This is a genomic window from Actinomyces johnsonii (genome assembly GCF_006546835.1).
GTDB classification, from domain to species: domain Bacteria; phylum Actinomycetota; class Actinomycetes; order Actinomycetales; family Actinomycetaceae; genus Actinomyces; species Actinomyces johnsonii.
On the sequence record NZ_VICB01000007.1, the window covers coordinates 1 to 18,886 of the forward strand.

The 18,886-nt window shown below is 67.5% G+C and carries 18 protein-coding genes; 9 read left to right on the plus strand and 9 right to left on the minus strand.

The genetic code is table 11. The features are described from left to right. Window positions 1-232: 232 nt before the first annotated feature. The 4 genes from FK256_RS06495 to FK256_RS06510 form a co-directional block, all read right to left on the minus strand. Window positions 233-1,786 (minus strand): sunset domain-containing protein, encoded by a 1,554-nt coding sequence (locus tag FK256_RS06495; RefSeq protein WP_244936225.1) that lies wholly within the window; start codon window positions 1,784-1,786, stop codon window positions 233-235. Window positions 1,787-2,274: 488 nt separating this feature from the next. Beyond that, window positions 2,275-3,000, minus strand: coding sequence for a cupin (locus FK256_RS06500; RefSeq protein ID WP_141424164.1), 726 nt, complete (start codon window positions 2,998-3,000; stop codon window positions 2,275-2,277). After that, on the minus strand, window positions 2,997-3,806 hold the full coding sequence (locus FK256_RS06505; protein ID WP_141424165.1) for an ABC transporter: 810 nt from the start codon (window positions 3,804-3,806) through the stop codon (window positions 2,997-2,999). Before FK256_RS06505 ends, FK256_RS06500 begins: the two co-directional genes overlap by 4 nt. Beyond that, window positions 3,803-4,558, minus strand: coding sequence for an ABC transporter ATP-binding protein (locus FK256_RS06510; RefSeq protein ID WP_141424166.1), 756 nt, complete (start codon window positions 4,556-4,558; stop codon window positions 3,803-3,805). The genes FK256_RS06505 and FK256_RS06510 overlap by 4 nt, the downstream gene beginning before the upstream one ends. A 130-nt stretch (window positions 4,559-4,688) precedes the next feature. Here FK256_RS06510 and FK256_RS06515 point away from each other — a divergent pair, with 130 nt between their 5' ends. Further along, a complete protein-coding gene (locus FK256_RS06515; RefSeq protein ID WP_141424167.1) occupies window positions 4,689-5,732 on the plus strand; it encodes a sensor histidine kinase in 1,044 nt (347 codons plus the stop codon). Next, window positions 5,725-6,423: a response regulator gene (locus FK256_RS06520; RefSeq protein ID WP_141424168.1), complete on the plus strand. Its 699-nt coding sequence runs from the start codon at window positions 5,725-5,727 to the stop codon at window positions 6,421-6,423. Before FK256_RS06515 ends, FK256_RS06520 begins: the two co-directional genes overlap by 8 nt. A gap of 357 nt (window positions 6,424-6,780) precedes the next feature. Here the strand turns inward: FK256_RS06520 and FK256_RS06525 are convergent, their stop codons facing one another. Both FK256_RS06525 and FK256_RS06530 read right to left on the minus strand, forming a co-directional pair. Beyond that, on the minus strand, window positions 6,781-8,196 hold the full coding sequence (locus FK256_RS06525; RefSeq protein WP_244936222.1) for a bifunctional glycosyltransferase family 2/GtrA family protein: 1,416 nt from the start codon (window positions 8,194-8,196) through the stop codon (window positions 6,781-6,783). Between the two features lies 1 nt (window position 8,197). After that, on the minus strand, window positions 8,198-9,229 hold the full coding sequence (locus FK256_RS06530) for a phosphodiester glycosidase family protein (protein WP_141424169.1): 1,032 nt from the start codon (window positions 9,227-9,229) through the stop codon (window positions 8,198-8,200). Between the two features lie 286 nt (window positions 9,230-9,515). Between FK256_RS06530 and FK256_RS06535 the strand changes: the two genes are divergently transcribed. The 6 genes from FK256_RS06535 to FK256_RS06560 all read left to right on the plus strand — a co-directional run bounded on the left by FK256_RS06535 (window position 9,516) and on the right by FK256_RS06560 (window position 14,791). After that, on the plus strand, window positions 9,516-9,680 hold the full coding sequence (locus FK256_RS06535; RefSeq protein ID WP_244936231.1) for a hypothetical protein: 165 nt from the start codon (window positions 9,516-9,518) through the stop codon (window positions 9,678-9,680). Further along, on the plus strand, window positions 9,677-10,393 hold the full coding sequence (locus tag FK256_RS06540) for an ATP-binding cassette domain-containing protein (protein ID WP_141424171.1): 717 nt from the start codon (window positions 9,677-9,679) through the stop codon (window positions 10,391-10,393). Before FK256_RS06535 ends, FK256_RS06540 begins: the two co-directional genes overlap by 4 nt. Before the next feature lie 19 nt (window positions 10,394-10,412). Further along, window positions 10,413-11,510, plus strand: a complete 1,098-nt coding sequence (locus tag FK256_RS06545; protein ID WP_244936223.1) for a hypothetical protein — start codon at window positions 10,413-10,415, stop codon at window positions 11,508-11,510. Between the two features lie 178 nt (window positions 11,511-11,688). Further along, entirely contained in the window at window positions 11,689-12,861 is a 1,173-nt protein-coding gene (locus FK256_RS06550; RefSeq protein ID WP_141424173.1) for an ABC transporter substrate-binding protein, read from the plus strand. Further along, window positions 12,861-14,036 (plus strand): FecCD family ABC transporter permease, encoded by a 1,176-nt coding sequence (locus tag FK256_RS06555; protein WP_141424174.1) that lies wholly within the window; start codon window positions 12,861-12,863, stop codon window positions 14,034-14,036. Before FK256_RS06550 ends, FK256_RS06555 begins: the two co-directional genes overlap by 1 nt. Beyond that, entirely contained in the window at window positions 14,033-14,791 is a 759-nt protein-coding gene (locus FK256_RS06560; RefSeq protein ID WP_021609496.1) for an ABC transporter ATP-binding protein, read from the plus strand. Before FK256_RS06555 ends, FK256_RS06560 begins: the two co-directional genes overlap by 4 nt. A 16-nt stretch (window positions 14,792-14,807) precedes the next feature. On the opposite strand, the gene FK256_RS06565 is transcribed toward FK256_RS06560, so the two are convergent. After that, complete coding sequence (locus tag FK256_RS06565) at window positions 14,808-15,881, minus strand: tetratricopeptide repeat protein (protein WP_141424175.1); 1,074 nt, start codon at window positions 15,879-15,881, stop codon at window positions 14,808-14,810. A gap of 16 nt (window positions 15,882-15,897) precedes the next feature. Beyond that, entirely contained in the window at window positions 15,898-17,028 is a 1,131-nt protein-coding gene (locus FK256_RS06570) for an AAA family ATPase (RefSeq protein WP_141424176.1), read from the minus strand. Window positions 17,029-17,159: 131 nt separating this feature from the next. Between FK256_RS06570 and FK256_RS06575 the strand changes: the two genes are divergently transcribed. Then, window positions 17,160-18,464 (plus strand): multidrug effflux MFS transporter, encoded by a 1,305-nt coding sequence (locus FK256_RS06575; RefSeq protein ID WP_141424177.1) that lies wholly within the window; start codon window positions 17,160-17,162, stop codon window positions 18,462-18,464. On the opposite strand, the gene FK256_RS14735 is transcribed toward FK256_RS06575, so the two are convergent. Beyond that, window positions 18,461-18,589, minus strand: a complete 129-nt coding sequence (locus tag FK256_RS14735; RefSeq protein ID WP_021609499.1) for a hypothetical protein — start codon at window positions 18,587-18,589, stop codon at window positions 18,461-18,463. The genes FK256_RS06575 and FK256_RS14735 overlap by 4 nt on opposite strands. Window positions 18,590-18,886: the final 297 nt, after the last annotated feature.

Sequence of the window (18,886 nt, forward strand, 5' to 3'; positions counted from 1 at the left end):
ACACTAAATGAGCCAACTCAGGACCCTTCTGATTTATTACGGAATGCGTATGGTACTGTTCGGTCGGTCTGGCCAGGCCGTCGCGGGTCCTCTTGCTGCAGATGGGACACGTAATAGCCCGTGGGGTCCCGAGCAAACGCTTTCGCTCGGGACCCCACGGGCCTGGATCTCAGTCAGTCGCCGGTGGGGCAGACCTCCCGGGACTCATTCAGTTGTGGTGAGTGCTGTCGGGTCATCGTTTGGCGGCATGATAACCAGCGGCTTCGGCTTGCGTGCCGGTGGAGAAGCACGCCTCGGGCTTGGTGATGTCGTACGACTGGTTACCAGGCCGGTGATAGATCTTGCTGCTTGCATTGCCTTTAATTTGGGCCCATGCAGGGCAACTGTAGCCCCCGTTGTTGACGGTAATCCACCGACCGTTGCCGTCGAAGGTGTAGTTCCAGCCGTCGATCGTTCGAGTCGTGCTGACCAGCATCGCGCCGCTATCATCAACGTAGAAGGTGCCCTCGATCCACTTCTTAGTGGCCATGGCGCCACTGCCGTCGAAGTAGTACCAGGTGCCTCCGATTTGCTGCCAACCGGTCGACATCGTGCCGTTACTGTTCAGGTGGTACCAGTTCCCGCCGATCTGCTGCCAACCGGTCGCCATGCTGCCGTGCTTGCTGAAGAGGTACCAGCTTCCGTCGATTTGCTGCCAGCCTGTGGCCATCGCGCCGCTGCCGTTGAAGTAGTACCAGGTGCTTCCGATTTGCTGCCAGCCTGTGGCCATCGCGCCGCTGTCGCCCAGGTAGTACCAGTTTCCGCCGATTTGCTGCCAGCCTGTGGCCATCGCGCCGCTGCCGTTGAAGTAGTACCAGGTGCTTCCGATTTGCTGCCAGCCGGTCGCCATGGCACCGCTGTCGCCCAGGTAGTACCAGTTTCCGTCGATTTGCTGCCAGCCGGTGGCCATCGCTCCGCTGTCGCCCAGGTAGTACCAGTTTCCGTCGATTTGCTGCCAGCCGGTGGCCATCGCGCCGCTGTCGCCCAGGTAGTACCAGGTGCCCTCGATTTGCTTCCAGCCGGTGGCCATCGCGCCGCTGTCGCCCAGGTAGTACCAGCTTCCGTCGATCTGCTTCCAGCCGGTGCTCATGACCCCGTCGTCGCTGAAGTGGTACCACTCCGTCCCGACCTTTACCAGGCCGACGGCTCTGATGCCCTTGGCGTCCACATAGAACCACTTGTCGCCCAGATGGAGCCATGTATTGGTGGCGACGGCACCCGAGCTCTGGACGTAGAAGCTGCCCCCGTCCTGCTCGATCCATCGGTTGGCCTGCATGACGCCGTCGCTGTCGAAGAAGTAGTCGACGCCGTCGACCTCTCTCCTGCCTGTCATAGCGGCGCCGTAGTAGTCGACGTAGTACCAGTTGTCGCCCTGGTGCAGCCAGGTCTCGGTTTTCAGGGCGCCGTCAGTACCGAAGTAGTACTTGAGGTTGTTCCACGTAATCCAGGTATCGGTCTTCTTAACACCGTTCTCGTAGAAGTACTGTTTGCCGTTCTCCTCCCGCCATTCTCGCTTGGGTTCGGCGGGCGGATCTGAAGGCTTGTTCGAGGGATCCGCGGTGGGATCGGGAGCGGTTGTGGGCTGGGTTTCGGCCGGTGCCGTGCTCGGCGCATTGGTCGCTGGGGGAGCGGAAGAGTCAGCTGTGGGGGTCTCGGCCGGCGGGTTTGTCGGCTGCTCGGCGACGACGTCGTCGCTGGGACTGGGGACGGGCTCGTCGGCCATGGCGGCCGGACTGACGAGTCCCATGAGCGTCACTGCTGTGAGTGTGCCGATTAGGGATCGGCAGGAATGCTTCATCATTGCCTCCTCGAGGGCATGGTCCTCATTCGTGTGAATGGTGCTCCACCACTGTCAGCAAGTGCGAAGTCCTCGTTGAGCTTGCATGCGTCGGGGTGGGTGCAGAAATATTTTATGCCGCAGTCACTTCGACAGAAAATCGAGAGCCCCTGAAAATGGTTTCAGTTTGATTAAGGCGGTTTGTCTCGTAGATAATTCGGTGATGAGGGGAGTGTCGCGGTCTGTCGACTCAGAAGCTGCTCTGCTACTTTTGTCGACTATTCCCATACCTTGATATAGTCACATGCGTCGGGCCATATTACGTAAACAGCGGTAAAATGACTCATTTTGATCGTGTGTTGAAATATAAGGTGAGGGGGGTGGGAGCGTCCCCGTTCGCTCCCACCCCGGCTTTGAGTGGAGGCGCCAGGCTTTCGCAGCCGTACGCCATCCTTTGCCTACGCATCCGCCCGCAGCAGTCGGGCTATGCCCGCCGCCTGCGCGGCCGTCGTCCAGCCCAAGGCGGCGAGCCCAGCGGCGGTCACGCCCGTTTGCGGTGCGGCGGCCGCCACCCAGATCTGGGCTGCCTGGCCTGGAAGCCACCGGGCGATATCTCCCGCGAACATCGCCAGCTGGGGTGCCAGAATCACCAGCACCACGGCCACCGTCGCCGCACCGATCACACTGCGCAGCGCCTCGCCTAGCCCCGCCGCCAGCAGCAGTGCCGCTGTCAACCAGACCACGGTCCTTCCGCCGGCCCATAATGCTGCCGTCGACGTCGTCGGGCACGCAGCCAGGCTCGCCCCGACCAACACGCTCGCGAATACCAACCCCGTCCCGGCCAGCACCACGAGTCGCGCCCCCGCCAGCCGCCTCCGCGCCGGCGTCACCAGCAGACTCGTCATGCCCTGCGCCGTGGAGTGCTCGGCGCCCGCCACGGCTACACCCGCCGCCACGAAGCCGATCTGCACCGCCAGCGTCCATATAGGAGCGATCTCCTCGAATCCGAAGGCCCGCTTATCCATCACGTTCTGCAAGACCGACATCACCGTGGCGATCGCAGCTGCGCCCGCCACCGCTGCCGACCACCACATCGCCGGCAGCGTCACCACTTTCAGCAGCTCCGCGCGCAGCGCACGCCCCCAGGCCGTTGCCGCCCCTCCTATCGCCTCGCTCCCGCTCATGCGTCCCGCCTCATCCACACCCAGCAGCACACCGCCGCGCAGCCTCCCGCCCAGGCCGCACAGATGGCGGCCGCCATCGGGATCGACAGCAGCTCGACCAGCCGGTCGTAGTTGAGCGTCGTCGGGCTCGCAATGAGCCGCACTGCCGCGGCATCCGGCAGGAACCGGGCCGCATCGGTGGACTTGATGAGCAGCACCCCCGGCGAGATCATCGTCGACATCGCGACGAGGACCGTCATTGACACCAGCGCGCTGCGTGTCGCCATCGCCAGTGCCATCGACGCCATTGCCGAGAACACCCACCACGTCAGGATTCCTGTCAGCATCCAACACGGTACCGGCTCGAAGGGCACGCTCGACCCCAGCAGGTGCCGGCACAGCGAGTATGTCGCCGTCCACGCCACCGCCAGGAGCACCGTCGCGGCGCCCAGCACCACGAGCAGCTTCGCGGCCACCGACGCCCCGCGCCGCGGCTGGACCAGCATCGTCGTTGCCACCTGCTGCGAAGAGCTGGAGGCCCCGCTCGTGCGCGGATCGCTCGCGTACTCGCTGACCACAACACTCACCGCCAGCACCACGATCCCCGTCGTCCCCACGTACAACCCAATGATGCCGACGCTGTCCAGCTGCGTCGGCGCATTCGGGTCGCCGGCCGTCAGCCGCGCCGCCAGGTCATGATCCGTGTAGTACTCGATCAGGAGCGGCAGGACGATCGCCAGCACCGCCCCCAGCCAGACCCCCGGCAGGCCCGCCGTCTTGCGCGCCTCCGCTTTGAGGGAGCGCACCAGCGCCGTCGCCGTGCTCATGGCCGGGCCCCTTCCCCGCGTTCCACCGGGGTGACCGGGCCACCGGCCCCGTTTTCGGCTGGGGCGGTCAGTGAGAAGAACGCCTCCTCCAGGTTCGCGTAACCCGCCGCGACCTCCTCCAGCGTCCCGGCCGCCCGCACCCGCCCGCCGGCGATGACGATGACGTCGTCGGCCACCTCGGCGAGCTCGGCCAGTACATGACTGGACAGCAAGACCGTGCCCCCGGCGTCGGCCCGCTGCCGCAGCAGCGTGCGGATCCACCGGATCCCCTCCGGGTCCAGGCCGTTGACCGGTTCGTCCAGGACCAGCACCTCCGGGTCGCCCAGCAGCGCCGCCGCCAACCCCAGGCGCTGTCCCATTCCCAGGGAGAAGGTGCGCACCCGCCGCCCGGCCACTTCACTCAGCCCGACGATGTCGAGTACTTCGGCCACCCGGCTCCGACTGATCCCCGCGCCAGAGGCCACCCAGCCTAGGTGGCCGCGGGCCGTTCGTGAGGGGTGTGCGCCTGAACCGTCGAGCACCGCCCCCACCGTGCGCAGCGGTTCGCGCAGCTCGCAGTAGGGGCGTCCGTCAATGAGCGCCTGCCCGCCGTCAGCCCGGTCCAACCCCAGCAGACACCGCAGGGTCGAGGATTTCCCGGCGCCGTTCGGGCCCACGAATCCGGTGACGCGGCCCGGGCGGGCCTCCAGGCTCACGCCGTGAAGCACCTCCCGCGCCCCGTGCCGCTTGACGAGGTTCTCAATACTGATCATGAGATAACTCCAGCGCGCCGAGCGGCCGCGCGCATCGTCCGCCCAGCCGACGTCGCCCCACCGCCTCAGACCCGGGTACATCAAACCCTGGTTTGATGAAGCGCCTAAGCCGCCTTCCTAGACTGGCCGGGTGCCAGCCCCCGCCGTCCCACCGCGCCACTCGCCGCTCGGGTGCGCCATCACCGGGCTGACTGTGGTTGTCGTCGGCCTGGGCACCATGGTCGGCTTCTTACCGGCTCCTTCTCAGCGCGTCCAGATGACGGCACCGCTTGTTATGGCCTGCCTCGTCGCCGCCACCCTGTGGCTACGGCGGCGCGACCAGCGTGCCTACGAGCGGCGCCTGGCGCAGGAGACGGCCGCGCTCGCCGTCGCCGAGGACCGCCTTGTCATCGCCCGCGAGCTGCACGACGCCGTCTCCGGCAACCTCGGCGCCATCACCGTGCGTTGCGCCGTGGCCCAGCGCCTCGAGACCACCCCCGACGGACTGCGGAGCGCCCTGAGCGACGTCGAGACCGCCTCCCGTGAGGCCACCGATGCGCTGCGTCGCATGCTCGCCGTCCTGCGTGACGAGCGCACGCCCCCAACGCCCGGGGCCGTGGCAGCGGTCTCTGCGACCTCAGTGGGCGCTGCAGGAGCATCAGGAGGTTCGGGATCCCGGCCGGGTAAGGGGCGTGCTGAGGGGGCTGAGGGGCCCACTGCCAGTCTCACTGAAGTCGTCGAGCGGGCTCGACGCGCTGGCGTCACGGTCAAGGTGGACGCCGGCACCGGGACAGGTGCGGAAGCGGACACAGTCTCGGGTGCGGCCGACTCTGCCGAAACGACGAATGGAGAGTCTCGCGGCCTCTCCTCCTTGGCCGGCCTGTCCATCCCGACAAGCCAGACCGCAGTCCGGGTCGTGGCCGAGGCCCTGGCCAACACGGCCCGCCACGCTGGCCCCACGAGCGCCCGCGTCACTCTCCGCCCGGAACCAGGACTGCTGCGCATCGCCGTCGTCGACGACGGTCCGGTCCCCGGTTGGGCGCCCCAACCCGGGGCCGGGCAAGGGCTGCGCGGGCTTCAGGAGCGCCTGACCGCGCTCGGCGGGACTCTGACTGCCGGCCCTCGCACCGACGCCCCCGGCTTCGCTACCGAGGCGATGCTGCCCACCGGAGCATTCGGGAGAACCCATGGCTGATCCCGCCTCTGGGCCGACTGTCGCCCCCATTCGGGTCCTCATCGCCGAGGACCAGGCCCTCCTGCGCTCCACGCTGGCCGCTCTCCTTCAGGCCGAGCCCGGCATGAGCGTCGTTGGCCTAGCCGAGGACGGCGTCCGCGCGGTCGCCCTGGCCGCCGAGCTTCGCCCTGACGTCATCCTCATGGACATCCAGATGCCGGGCCTGACCGGCATTGAGGCCACCAGGCGGATCTGCGCCGACCCGGCGCTTGAGGCCACGCGCATCCTCATCCTGACCATGTTCGAGATCGACGACTACGTCCTTGGTGCCCTGCGCGCCGGCGCCTGCGGTTTCCTGCTCAAGGACACCGACCCGCAGTCCCTCGTCGATGCCGTGCGCACCGTCCACGAGGGCCAATCGCTGCTCAGCCCCCAGGTGCTGTCTCGCCTCGTGGCCCGTATGCCGCGCACGGCGGCCGGTGCTTCGGGAACCTCCCGAGCCGGCGATGTCGAGGCCCTCACGCCCCGCCAGCGAGAGGTCCTCCTGCTGATCGCCAAAGGCCTGTCCAACAGTGAGATCGAGGCCGAGCTCGGCATCACCCGGGCCACCTGCCGCAGCCACATCACCGCGCTCCTGGCACGCCTGAACGCCCGCGACCGTGCCCAGCTCGTCATCTCCGCCTACGAGGCCGGCCTCGTCAGTCCCCACTGAGGCTGTTGCCTGTGATTCTGACTGGGGCGAGTAGCGTCTTCGGCTGAAAAGTGTCCATATGGGACGACTTTGACGGCTCGCTCGCACGAGCAGATTTGCGTTTGTGCAGGTCAGAGCATTTTGGGTAGTTGCGTTCCGGTGATCGGGGTGTTCAAAGTCGTCCCATACGGACAAAATTTGCTCAAGAGCCGTGGCCGGTGTGCGTAAGTGCGGCTTGTTGACGGTGCTGCTCGGAGATCGTCAGCGGGGTGCGATCGAGAGGACGGCAAAGCCGTGCCCTCGGGGGCGACGCCGGCACGTCGTCCCCAAGGGCACGAACCCGAGGAGCACCTGCCGGGAAACCCCGGCAGGTCGATCTCATCCCCGCTCTTTGAAGACCAGCCGGCGCTGCGCCACGTAGCTGGCCACGTAGATGGCCCCGTCGCCGAGTATCTTCGCGATCCCCAGCGGAATCCCGAACGTGGTGAGCGCCTTGAGCACCAGGTAGCTGGCCGCCAGCAGGCTCACCGCCAGGACCACGTAGCGCACCGCCGTGCGCACCACGGTACCGCGTCGGGCTCGGAAGACCCGCCGGTTCATGAAGAAGTTCGCGGTCCCGGAGATCAGCCGCGCCCCCACGACCGCCGCCAGCAGGTCGCCGGTCATCGCGAAGAACACCATGACACCCAGCCAGTCGATCCCGAAGCTCGCCAGCGACGCTCCCATGAACCTCAGCAGCGGGGCGTAAATCCGCGCCGAGTCCTGCAACGGCCGGAAGTGCGAGGAAGTGTTGCCCGGCTCGTAGACCGTGGCGATCTCCACCTGCTCCACCACCAGCCCCAGCTCGTGGGCGCGCAGCAGGGCGGAGAGCTCGTACTCGTAGCGGTCGCCGGGCACGCTCTGCAGCCAGGCCAGGTGCCCGGCGGGGTAGCCGCGCAGGCCCGTCTGGGTGTCGCCCAGCTTCCAGCTGGTCGCGCCTCGGAAGAGCAGGGCAGTCACGTCATTGCCGATCCGGCTGCGCAGCGGCACCGGCCCGGTGAATCGCCGCACCCCCAGGGTCATGTGCCCGGTCTCGCGCACCTTCGCGGCCACGGCCTCAATGTCCGACGGTGTGTGCTGTCCGTCGGCGTCGGCGCACACGACGTCCGCATCGGGCCAGGTGGCGGCCGCGTGGGCCAGGCCCGTGCGCAGCGCTTGACCCTTGCCCCGGTTGAGTGGGTAGCTGACCACCTGGGCGCCGCGGGCGCGGGCGGCGGCGAAGAAGGGCGCGTACTGCGGCCCCGATCCGTCGTCGACGACGAGCACCGCGCAGTCCCGGCGCGCCCCGCGCAGGCGGGTCACGAGCTCGGCCAGGCGTTCGTCGGGCTTGTAGGCCGGGACGAGCACTACGAGCGCCACCGCCGTCCGGGGATGGGGCACGGCGGTGATACGCGGCGCCGTGTGGTTGCCGGTGTTCTGAATACCTGCTGCTCGGTTAGTGGTGGTCCGGTTGGCCGGGGCGATGACCCGGGGCAGCAAGCGCGGCGAGGTCGTCACGGCCGTGCGGCCACCTACCGCCTGGACGGATCTCTCTCCCACCCGGCGGGGCGCCTCTCCCACGACGACCCGCGCGGTCTCCTGCCCGCCGCCCGATCGGCTCAGCCGTGTCGTCGGGTACGCCGCCGGATAGGACTGCGGGTATTGCTGGTAGACGGAACGGCGCGTGACCGCCTGCGCGGTCGTCGCCGGGGTTGCCGGGGTTGCCGGGGTCATTGGGGTCTGGGCCGTGCCGGTGAGGTTGTCGGTGCCGCTCATCTCAGGATCCGTTCGCGATGTAGAGGATGTCGGACGTGTCGCGCTCGCCCCCGTTGGAGGGCTGGTTGATGATCGAGCCGTTGAAGTACATGGCCGACGAGCCGCCGCCGTCGATGTTGTAGGCGCAGGCGCACCCCAGGTCGGCCATAATCTGGGCGAGCTCGGTCATCGTGACGCCGCGTGAGTAGCCCTCGCTGCGGCCGTCGACGACGACGAGCTTCACGTGGTTCGTCTCCACCCACCCCACGGCGGTGCGCGGCTGCTTGCCCTGGATGGAGTGGTTGCCGACGTTCGTATCGACCTCGACCTGGTCGATACCCGAGAGCACCTGGCCGTTGTTGACCAGGGCCGGCCCGAAGGACAGCGTGTTCCACACGCCCGCGTCCAGGAGCGTCTGGGCATTGGTGGCGGTCTCGTCGTAGACCTCCACGCGCCCGTCGGTGTAGAAGGCCATGCCGTCGCGCTTGCCGCTATCGCGATAGATGACGCCGTTACGGATGAGGATCCCGTCGCTGCGGAAGCCGTAGTAGTCGCCGTTGATGGCCAGGATGGCGTCGTGCTCGGAGGCGATCACGGTGGGCTTGGCGGTGATGTTGGTGCCGTAGGAGTTGTTGGCGAAGGCGCTGCGCAGGTCGGTGGCGTTGGTGAGCTTGACGTCGGCCACGTAGTAGGTGACGGTGTCGCTGCCCGAGCCGGTGGAGACCTGCTGGATCTCGATGTTCGTGTTGGACGAGGAGTAGGAGTTCTCCCCGACCGTCACGTTGGTGGCCGGAGTCGCCGAGGAACCGGCGGCGTTTTGGGCCTTGGCCTCCAGAGCAGTGACATCGTCGACCTCGACATGGTCGATGACGAAGCGGTTGAGCGCCCAGGCGCTGGTGCCGGTGGCGGCCAGGCCCAGGACGGCGGCGCCGCCCAGGAGGAAACGGCGTCGCGGGTGCTTACGGGACTTCGCGGAGCGGTCGGGCCGGTTGGACTGGTGATCCTGGCCGGACTGGGGTGTCCCGGTTGGGTCGAGGGTGTCGGAGCTGTGCATGGCTCAACCGTGTCGGGGCCGTGTGTGCCAGGCGTAGGTTGACCTTGTGGGTCTCCTGTGAAGCCGTGCAGGGCGGAGCGGCCTCGGAGAATGACACCGCTCCAGACATCAATGCGCCGACAGGTCAAATTCTTGCCCGACATGGCCCGTGAACTGCCTCGATACGGCCTCGTTCGTGCCTACAGTGGTGGGAGGTGCGAGCGATCGTTGCCTGCCGCGAGAGTCTGCAAAGGAGGAGGTACCTGTGTTATCAGGTCGGAATCGACGCATTTTCCTGATGTGCATCGTGGTGCTCAACATCATGGTCACGGTCCTTTCCGTCCGACGAGGAGACACGGCGATCGCGATCATCTTCGCTGCCGCGGCCGTGCTCATCGTGTTTCAGCTGATCCGCCCTTCCATCGGCGGCAAGGGTGGCGACCGGGACGACCGGACACCCCCGAGCTCATGAGCGCCCTCGGCGATACCCCGGCCCACCTCCTCGAGGTCGAGGGCCTGTCCGCCTGGTACGAGCGCGACCGCCCGGTCCTCACCGACGTCTCCTTTGCCCTCGAGGACGGCCAAGCCGTCGGCCTCATCGGTCTCAACGGCGCCGGCAAGACCACGATGCTCACCTCCCTGTGCGACGTCCACCGCGGAGCGCGCTTCGGAGCCCTGCGCTACCGTGGCCGGGACATACGCCCGGGCGACGAGCACTTCAAGGCCTCCCGCTACCTCAGCCTCGCCGATGACGACTCCTTCCCCACCTGGAACCTGGAAGCCTTCATCGGCTTCCTGGAGCGCGCCTACCGACTGCGCCCGGACCGCGGCCGCCTCGAGGAACTGATCGAGGGCTTCGACTACGGCCGCTACCGGACCACCTCCTTCTCCCGACTCTCCAGCGGCTCACGCAAGAAGGCCAACCTCATCGCCGCCTTCTACCTCACCACGCCTCTCCTCTTCCTGGATGAGCCCGTCGACTTCCTCGACTTCACCGCCACCGAGTTCCTCTACCGCAGCATCAACGCCGCCGCCGCATCCGGCCGCTCGATCCTGCTCAGCTCCCACATCGCCGAGTCCTTCACCCGCTGCACTCAGCACCTCTACGTGCTCTCCGCCGGCCGGATGACCGGCCCCTTCACCACCCCTGAGGACTCCGATGCCGTGGCGGCGCTGGTCAGTTAGCCGAGCCGCCCTGAAGGCGGTGACCGGGCAGTTCGTGGGACGCCAGAGCGCCCTGAGCGCCGTTATCCTGTGCGTCCTGGCCGCCTGGTTCGGGGCATCGGCCGACCTTCGCGTCAACCCGCGCATTGCGGTCACCGGGCTGGTCCTGGCCGCCGTTGGCCTGAGCGCGACGATTGCCTCAGCCTGGATAGGCTCCGGGCGCTGGGATGACCTGGCCCGTTTTCCGCTCGGGCGCGACGAGCTCGCCCGGGCCACCTACCTCGTGGCCGACGTCGTCATCCTTTTCGAGGCGGTCGCGCCCATCACCCTGTTCGTCCTGCTGTCCAGCGGCGAGGGAAGTGGTCGGAGTCCCGGAATAGGCGTTGCTGCGACGACGGCGGTGGAGATGGTCGTCGTCGGGCTGGGGGCCGGGGTGCTGGGCCTGACCCTGTGGGCGGGGGAGCGGGCCGGCCTGCGCTGGGTGGCTGGCGGGGTCCTCGTCGTCGGGGGTACGGCCTGGTGGGCGGCGCCAGCTGTCTCAACTGTCCTTTTCGCGGCCTGCGCTCTGGCCGTGACGGCGTGTTCCCATGATCTGCGGGCGCGCCGCAGGCAGGTGGGAACCGTCCGGGGCGGCCGCCGCAGCCTGGTCCTGGGCGAGCTGGCGACCGTGCGCACCACGCAGGTCAACACCCTGGCTGCACTCGTGATCGCCACGCTCTTCACCTACACCATGACCGGCCGTGGCCTGACGATTCCGCTGCCCATGGCCTTCGTCGTCGTCAACACGCCGCTGAACGCCTACTTCTCCCGCTACCTCAGTACGCGCACCGTGGTCCTGGCCGCCCCCGGATCGCGGCGGGTCTTTGCCGCTTACGCCAGAGACCTCACGCTGTTATACATGACGTCCAATTGTCTGGTGGGGGCGTTGATCGTCTGGTTGGGTGGCGACATTGCTGAGACCGTTGCGGCTGGAATCGCGGCCTCCGTCGTCGGGGCGACGACGGCAGTCCTTCTGGAGGTCTACCGGCCGCTGATGAGCTGGAAGTCCGAGCGCGACGTCATGCGCCATCCGCGCAAGTACCTCCCGCCGGCCGCGGCGCTGCTTGCCGTCACGCTCGTCCATGTGTGCGCGCCGTAATCGGCTTGTCCGGGGCTGCCTGCCATCGGCCTCGTGAGTTGAGGAAGTGCCTAAGGTCCCTTGAAGTGCTTCATGTCATAGGTGGAAAAGTCTGCCCAACTCTTGGCAGATTAAGTTAGCCATACCTAATATCCTCCTGCGCTATTTCTAACGCCCCATCTGCGAACAAAGGACTTGTATGCGCCGTCGTACTCTGCTCATGGCCCTCCCACTCACCGCAGTCCTCGCCAGCTGTGGAGTCACCTCCCGCGCCGGCAAGGGCTCCAGCGGCGGTGCCTCCGCAGGCGCCTCCAACGGCGGTTTCGAGGTCACCGACATCGTCGGCCGCAAGGTCGCCTTCGACGCCCAGCCGAAGAACATCGTCCTGAGCGAGTCCCGCCACGTCTACTCCCTCGCCTTCCTCAACAAAGCCAACCCCGTCGACAAGGTGGTGGCCTGGGGCGAGGACCTTCAGAAGGCCGCTCCCGACTTCTACGAGAAGATCGTGGCGGTCTCGCCCAAGGCCGCCGAGCTGCCGACCATCGGCTCCATCGCCAAGGACGGCCTGCCCATTGAGACCTTGGTGCAGTACAAGCCCGACGTCTTCGTCATGACCCTGGACGTCTACAACTCCGCGAAGGAGAAGGGCTACCTTGAGAAGCTGGACGGCCAGCAGATCAAGTACGTCGTCACCGACTTTCGACGCGACCCGGTCAAGAACACCGTCCCCTCGGTCACCCTCATGGGCGACCTCTTCGACAAGCGCAAGGAGGCTGAAGCCTTCGTCTCCTTCTACAAGAAGCAGGTCGACCCCATCGTTGAGAAGGTGACGTCCCTGACTACCAAGCCCACCACCTTCCTGTGGCGCAGCCCGGGGGTCAACGACCCCGGTGCCACCTACTCCACCGCGAACCTCGGCGCGATTGTCACCGCCACCGGCGGCACCAACATCGCCGACAGCCTCCTGTCCGGCGAGGAGGGCGTTCTCACCCCCGAGCAGGTCATCGCCTCCAACCCCCAGAACATCATCGCCACCGGCGGCGAGTGGCAGCAGCAGAAGATCAAGGACACCGCCCAGACCAGCTATGTCCACCTCGGTTACAAGGCCGATGAGGCCTCCGCCAAGGCCAGCCTGGAGCAGTTGAAGAACCAGCCCGGCTACGACCAGATCCAGGCCTTCGTCGACGGTCACGTCTACGGCGTCTACCACCAGTTCTACGACGCCCCCTACAACTTCATCGCCTACCTGACCTTCGCCAAATGGCAGAACCCCGAGGCCTTCAGCGACATCGACCCCGACGCCGTCTGGAAGGACTTCCACGAGCAGTACATGCCCTGGAAGGCCGAGGGCGTCTTCTTCACCTCCATCTGATGGGAATCCCGAGCACCAAGGTCCCTTCCGACGACGACGCCGCCCGCCAGTCCGGCAGTTCCCGGGGCCCGGATGATGCCGCGCCGGTGACGAAGTCCGCCGGGCGGGTAAGTGGGCCCACGGACACGGCGGCGTCGGCCTACGTCTCCTACCGCCGTCGGACCCTGCGGCGCCTCGCGATGCTGACGGGGCTCGCGACCCTGCTCCTGGCCGTCTTCCTCATGGCCCTCATGGTGGGGCCGCTGGGGTTCAGCCCGGCCCAGGTGCTCGGCTCCCTCTTCTACGCCGACTACGACCCGTGGGTCGCCAACATCGTTGTCAACCTGCGCCTGCCCCCGGCGCTCCTGGCGGTCCTGGTGGGCGGGGCGCTGTCCCTGGCCGGCGTCCAGATGCAGACGATCCTCGACAACCCGCTGGCCGAGCCCTTCACCCTGGGGATCTCGGCGGCCTCGGCCCTCGGTGCGGCGCTGGCGATCGTCACCGGGCTCGTGCTGCCCGTGGCCACCGGGGCCACCCTGCCGATCGTGGCGATGACTGCGGGGCTGGCGGCCTCCCTAGCCATCGCGATGGTCTCGAGGCTGCCCTCGGTAACCAAGGAGATGACGATCCTGCTGGGTATCGCCCTAGTCTTCAGCTGCCAGGCGCTCCTGGCGCTCGTGCAGTACCGGGCCTCCACCGAGAGCCTCCAGCAGATTGTCTTCTGGTCGATGGGCTCCCTCATGCGCGCCACCTGGCCGGCCGTGGCCACTGTCTCGGTGGCCCTGATCGTGGCCACGCCCGTCTTCTGGGTCAACGGCTGGCGGCTGACCGCCATCACCCTGGGGGAGGCGCGCGCCGCCGCCATGGGCATCAACGTCGCGCGCGTGCGCTCCTGGACGCTGGTCGGGGTGGCGCTGCTGGCCGCCCTGTCCGTGGCCTTCGTCGGGATCATCGGTTTCGTGGGGCTCGTAGGGCCGCACATGGCCCGCGGCCTGGTGGGGGAGGATCAGCGTTTCCTCGTGCCCGCCTCCATCCTGGCCGGGGCCACCCTCCTGACCGCCGCCCACACCGCCAGCCAGGTCATCGTGCCGGGCGTGGCCGTGCCCGTTGGCATCCTGACCGCCCTCGTGGGCGTGCCGGTGTTCCTCACCATCATCTTCGGACGCCAGCGCTCGGCGGTCAGGAGCGGATCATGACCCTGACGCTGGACAATCTCACCTTCTCCTATGGCAGGCGTGCGGTCCTCAAGGGCGTCGACGCCAGCTGGGAGACGGGACAGATGGTGGGGCTGCTGGGCCCCAACGGTGCTGGCAAGTCCACCCTGGTCACCTGCGTGGCCCAGTTGCGCCGCTACCTGGGGGAGGTGACCTTCGAGGGGCACCGAGGGCGGGACCTGCGCGGCATGATCGGCTACATGCCGCAGGGCCTGCCCGGCGACGCCGCCCTGACCGCCCTGGAGTCGGTGCTCACCGCCTCGCGGCGCGGGATGACCTGGCACACGAGCCGAGCCGACATCGACCTGGCCTGGAGCGCCCTGGACGAGCTCGGTGTGGCCGACCTGGCCGACCGGCCACTGGGCCAGCTCTCCGGCGGCCAGCGCCAGCTCGTGGCCCTGGCCCAGACACTCGTACGCGAACCCGGACTCATCCTGCTCGACGAGCCCACCTCCGCCCTCGATCTGCGCCGCCAGGTCTCGGTGCTCTCCCATGTGCGCCGGATCTGCCATCGGGACACCGGCCGCCTCGCCGTCGTCGCCCTGCACGACCTCAACCTTGCGGCCCGCTTCTGCGACCGCCTCGCCGTCCTCGCGGGCGGGGCGATCCTCGCCGAGGGGCCTCCCGCCGAGGTGCTCCAGCCCGATACCCTTGCTGAGGTCTACGGGCTGCGGGTGCGGATCGTGCCTGACGGCGACCATGTCATGGTGGCCCCCGAGACCGAGCAGGGCGACTGAACAGGGCCTGCAGCCGTCAAGCGTTCCGGCGTCGAATGAAGGGGATGATCCGGAGAACGATCCAGCCGAGCGCCAGGTGACCAAGACTGGCTCCGGCCATGATGATGAGAACGGCGTCGGTCCCCCGTATCGCACAGACGGTGCCGATGACGAGCCCCATCCAGAGAACCACGGCTGAGGCGGCCCACAGGCTGAGGAATCGATGGGTCCGGATGAAGGAACGCAGTATTCGCCGGCTGCGATCCGTGAACGCGCGCCGAAACGCCCGAATGCGTGAGTTGGTCGACTGATACGTGGGGATCGCCGCCAGAATCAGTGGAGGAAGAAGGAAACTGCCGGGCAGGTTCATGGTCCTGACAAGGGGCAGGAGCAGCATCGTCAAGATCGCGGCCCCCCACAGCCCGAGGGAAGCGCTGCTTGCGAGCTTCATGAGGAAGGCGTCGACCATGTGACGCGACGTTTCATAGTCGGAGGTCTGGGTCGTGTAGGCGGCGAGTGCCTTGGCGGCGTCGTGGTGGTTTCCGCGATCGTCGAGCATCCAGGATCGCAGGAGGAGGGCTTCTTCGAACAGGGGGTCGAGTGCGAGCGTCTCCTTCAGGGCGGTCTCCGCCGCCTGCGGGTTGGACGTCATCTGTGCCATTGCCAGAAGCAAGTGGTTGCCAGCCGAGCCCGGTGAGAGCCTGGCCGCCTCACGGGCGTAGATCAGCGCCTCCTCCGTGCGCCCCATCCTGGTCAGCGCCGTGGACATAAGGGAGAGCAACGAATCATCCTCGGGGGTCAGCTCCAGGGCTGTTCTCAGCGAGCGCTCCGCCTCCGGATCGCGGTCCTGGGAGATCAGGGCCTGAGCCAGAAGCCGGTGGGCGTCGGGATCATTCGGTAGCGCCGCCAGGGCTTTGCGGGCCGCGGCCTCGGCGTCCTCGAATCGCTCCACACTTTTATGAGCCTCCGCCATGACCTTGTAGGTGGTACTGGCGTTGTCCGGGTAGCCGGCGAGCAGGCGGGCGAGGATCTGCATGGCTCGCTCGTACTGGCCAGTCTCGACGAACCAGGCGGCCCGAGTGATCTCCTGGCTGTACGTGTCGTGGCTCATAACATGTTGTGCCGTTTCATCCACTCGCGCAGATCCGCATACTCCCCGGAGGTATCGGCGTACTCGACGACGGTGCGCGCGGTCTCGAACCAACGGTGTTGCGCATCCACGAGCTGCGTACGAGTGCTCGCTTGATGCCGAGGGCGTCGATCTCGTCGAGGAAAAGGACGCAGGGGGCGTGGCTGCGTGCCTTCTGGAAGGCTTTGTGGAGGTTGGACTCGGATGTGCCGATGTACTCGCCGAGGATGTCGGTGATCATCACCGACAGGAAAGCAGCCCCCATCTCGCCGGCGATGGCGCGGGCGATGAAGGTCTTCCCCGTCCCCGGCGGACCGTATAGGAGCAGACCGCCGCGCAGGCTCTTGCCATAGAGCTGGCGCAGCTCGGGGTTGCGCATCGGGGCCAGGAAGGAGGCCTCCAGCCGTTTCTTGACCTCGATCATGCCACCGACGTCGGCCAGGCAGACACCGGTGCGCTCCACCTCCCAGCCCGCAGGCTCGTTGCGGTCGTCGACCTTGACCGGGTGAGGCTTGGAGAGAGCCGGGTCGGAGCCGGAGGACTGCTCGGAGGACTTTTCGGAGGACTCTGAGGCCTCTGAGGATACGAAGGGAGTGACAGGGGATCCTGAGGATACGAAGGGAGCAGCAGGTCCGCCGTCGAAGTCCTCCTCGGCCCGCCGCCAGTCGAAGTCCCTGGAGCCGTCTGACGTCGTTGGGTCATTGGGTGCCGGAGCTTCTGATGACTCGGGCGCTGGCTGGGTGGTGACCTCGGGGGATGTTGGTGAGTCTTGTGGGGCATCGATTGGTGATGCGGCGCTGGGTGCCGGTTCTGCCGTGGTGTCAGGCGTCTGTTCTGCCTCGGTACAGGGAGTGGACTCGGGAGTCTCGTTCTCTGGTGTCGTGCTGAGCATTGGCTCTGCCGGCTGCGTGGCGGGGGTCTGTTCGGCCTGCGGTGAGAGCGCTCTAGTCATGAGAGTGCGGGCAAACTCGTCGGTCGGGGCGTGCTGAAGGGCGATCGCGCAGTGGGTGACTGCTTCGGCACTGCGGCCGGCCTCGATGAGGAGCTCGGCCAGGTGGGTGCGCAGCCGGACGTCATTGGGAGTGGCTTCTACGGCACGCGTCAGGGATTCAATCAGGGGATCGGTCACCCAGCCAGTCTAGAACTGGGAGCGGCAACAGGTAATTGGCGTCACCGTGCGGAACTGTCCGTCTGCGCCGTGCACCGCATCACGGACGTGTGTGCTGACGCCTCGGTCGGAAATCTCCGTACTCTCAGGCCATGACAGCTTCACCGGCCGCCCCGCCCGACCATGGGCTGAGGGCGGCCTTCCCCACCACACTCCTCATCGCCCTGGCCGCGCTCGCGGCCATCGCGCCCCTGGCTACTGACGCCTACCTGCCGGCCTTCGCCCAGATGGCCGACGACCTGGGCGTCTCTGCCTCCAGCGTCCAGCTGACGATGACCACTTTCCTCGTGGGTATCGCGCTCGGCCAGTTGACCATCGGGGTCCTGTCCGATCGCGTCGGCCGGCGTCCCCTTCTGCTGTGGGGCAGCGTGCTCGCCCTGGTCGCCAGCATCGGCGCTGCCCTGGCCCCGAACCTGCCCGTCCTCTTGGCCGCCCGCTTCCTCCAGGGACTCGGGGGAGCGGCCGGCATGGTCCTGGGGCGGGCCGTCATCTCCGACCGCTCCCGCGGGATCACCGCCGCCCAGGCCCTCAGCGTCGTCATGGCGATCCAGGGGATCGCCCCCGTGGTCGCCCCGATCCTCGGCGGCGTACTCGTCGAGCCCATCGGATGGCGCGGAATCCTGGGGGTCGTGGCCGCCTTCACCGGGCTGCTCGTTGTCATGGTGGCCCTCTGGGTGCCCGAGTCCCTGCCCGCCGAGCAGCGCCACGACGGCGGCTTGCGAATCCTGCTCGACGGCACCCGCGAGCTGGCGCGCGACCACGTGCTCGTGCGCCTTCTGCTCATCAACGCTCTGTCCTTCGGGCTACTCATGGCCTACCTGTCCGCGGCGCCCTTCGTGCTGCGCAATGTCCTGGGCATGGGGACGGTGACCTACACGGCGGTCTTCGGACTGTGTGGGGCGACGGTGACGGTGACGATCGCGGTGGCGGCCTCCCTGGTGCGCCGCTTCTCTCAGGCCCGCCAGGTGCGGGTCGGGCTCATCGCGGTGCTGGTCGTTGACATCGTCTTCGCTGTGTTCTGCCTTATCTGGCTGCGCGCGCCGGTTGCGGGGCCGGAACGGGTGCCGCTGCTGGTCGCGGTCGTGGCGCTTTTCCTGGCGCACGTGGCCTGCCTGGGGCTGTCGATGGGCAACGCTCCGGCGCTCGCGCTCGACCGCACCGGCCGGTGGGCGGGTACCGGGTCCGCTCTGCTCGGCTTCCTCCAGTTCGTCGTCGGCGGGCTCGTCAGCCCGCTGGTGGGACTGACCGGGGAGGCCAGCGGCGCGGCCTTCGGTGTTGTCATCGTGGCCGTCGGTGTCATCGCCAACATCCTGGCAGTCTTCGGCCTGCGCGACAGGGGCGAGAAGGAGTACCTGGCCGCCCGGGAGGCCGAGCGCCGACAGCGCCGCCTGGGCTAGCGACGGCTCCGGCCGGCAGTGCTCATCTCGATATAGACCACGTGCTCGCCGTCCTCGCGGCGCAGGTGGTCGAAGACGTCCTCGGGGGCAGGGAGGCCTGCTTGCGGCTGGGACGGGGATCTCATGCCCACGAGGCTACCGGGCCGGGGTGAGTGTCGAACGCGTGCATGAGAACGTACTTTCGCCGCGAGGACTGCGTTTTCCCGCAGATGACGAGGTCGGCCTCCAGTCATCTGCGGGAAAACGCAGTCCTCGAGAGATATCGCAGTTCCCGATGTGTCAGCGCGGCTGGGTGTGCCGCCCTGGCGCCGCCGGAACTGTTCGCCGTGCTGCCGTGGGTGGGTGCTCCACAAGGGGCGGCGGCTCGCGATGCCGCACCCGTGTTGCAGGTCACTCGCCCCTCCTGGAATGGATTATGGCCG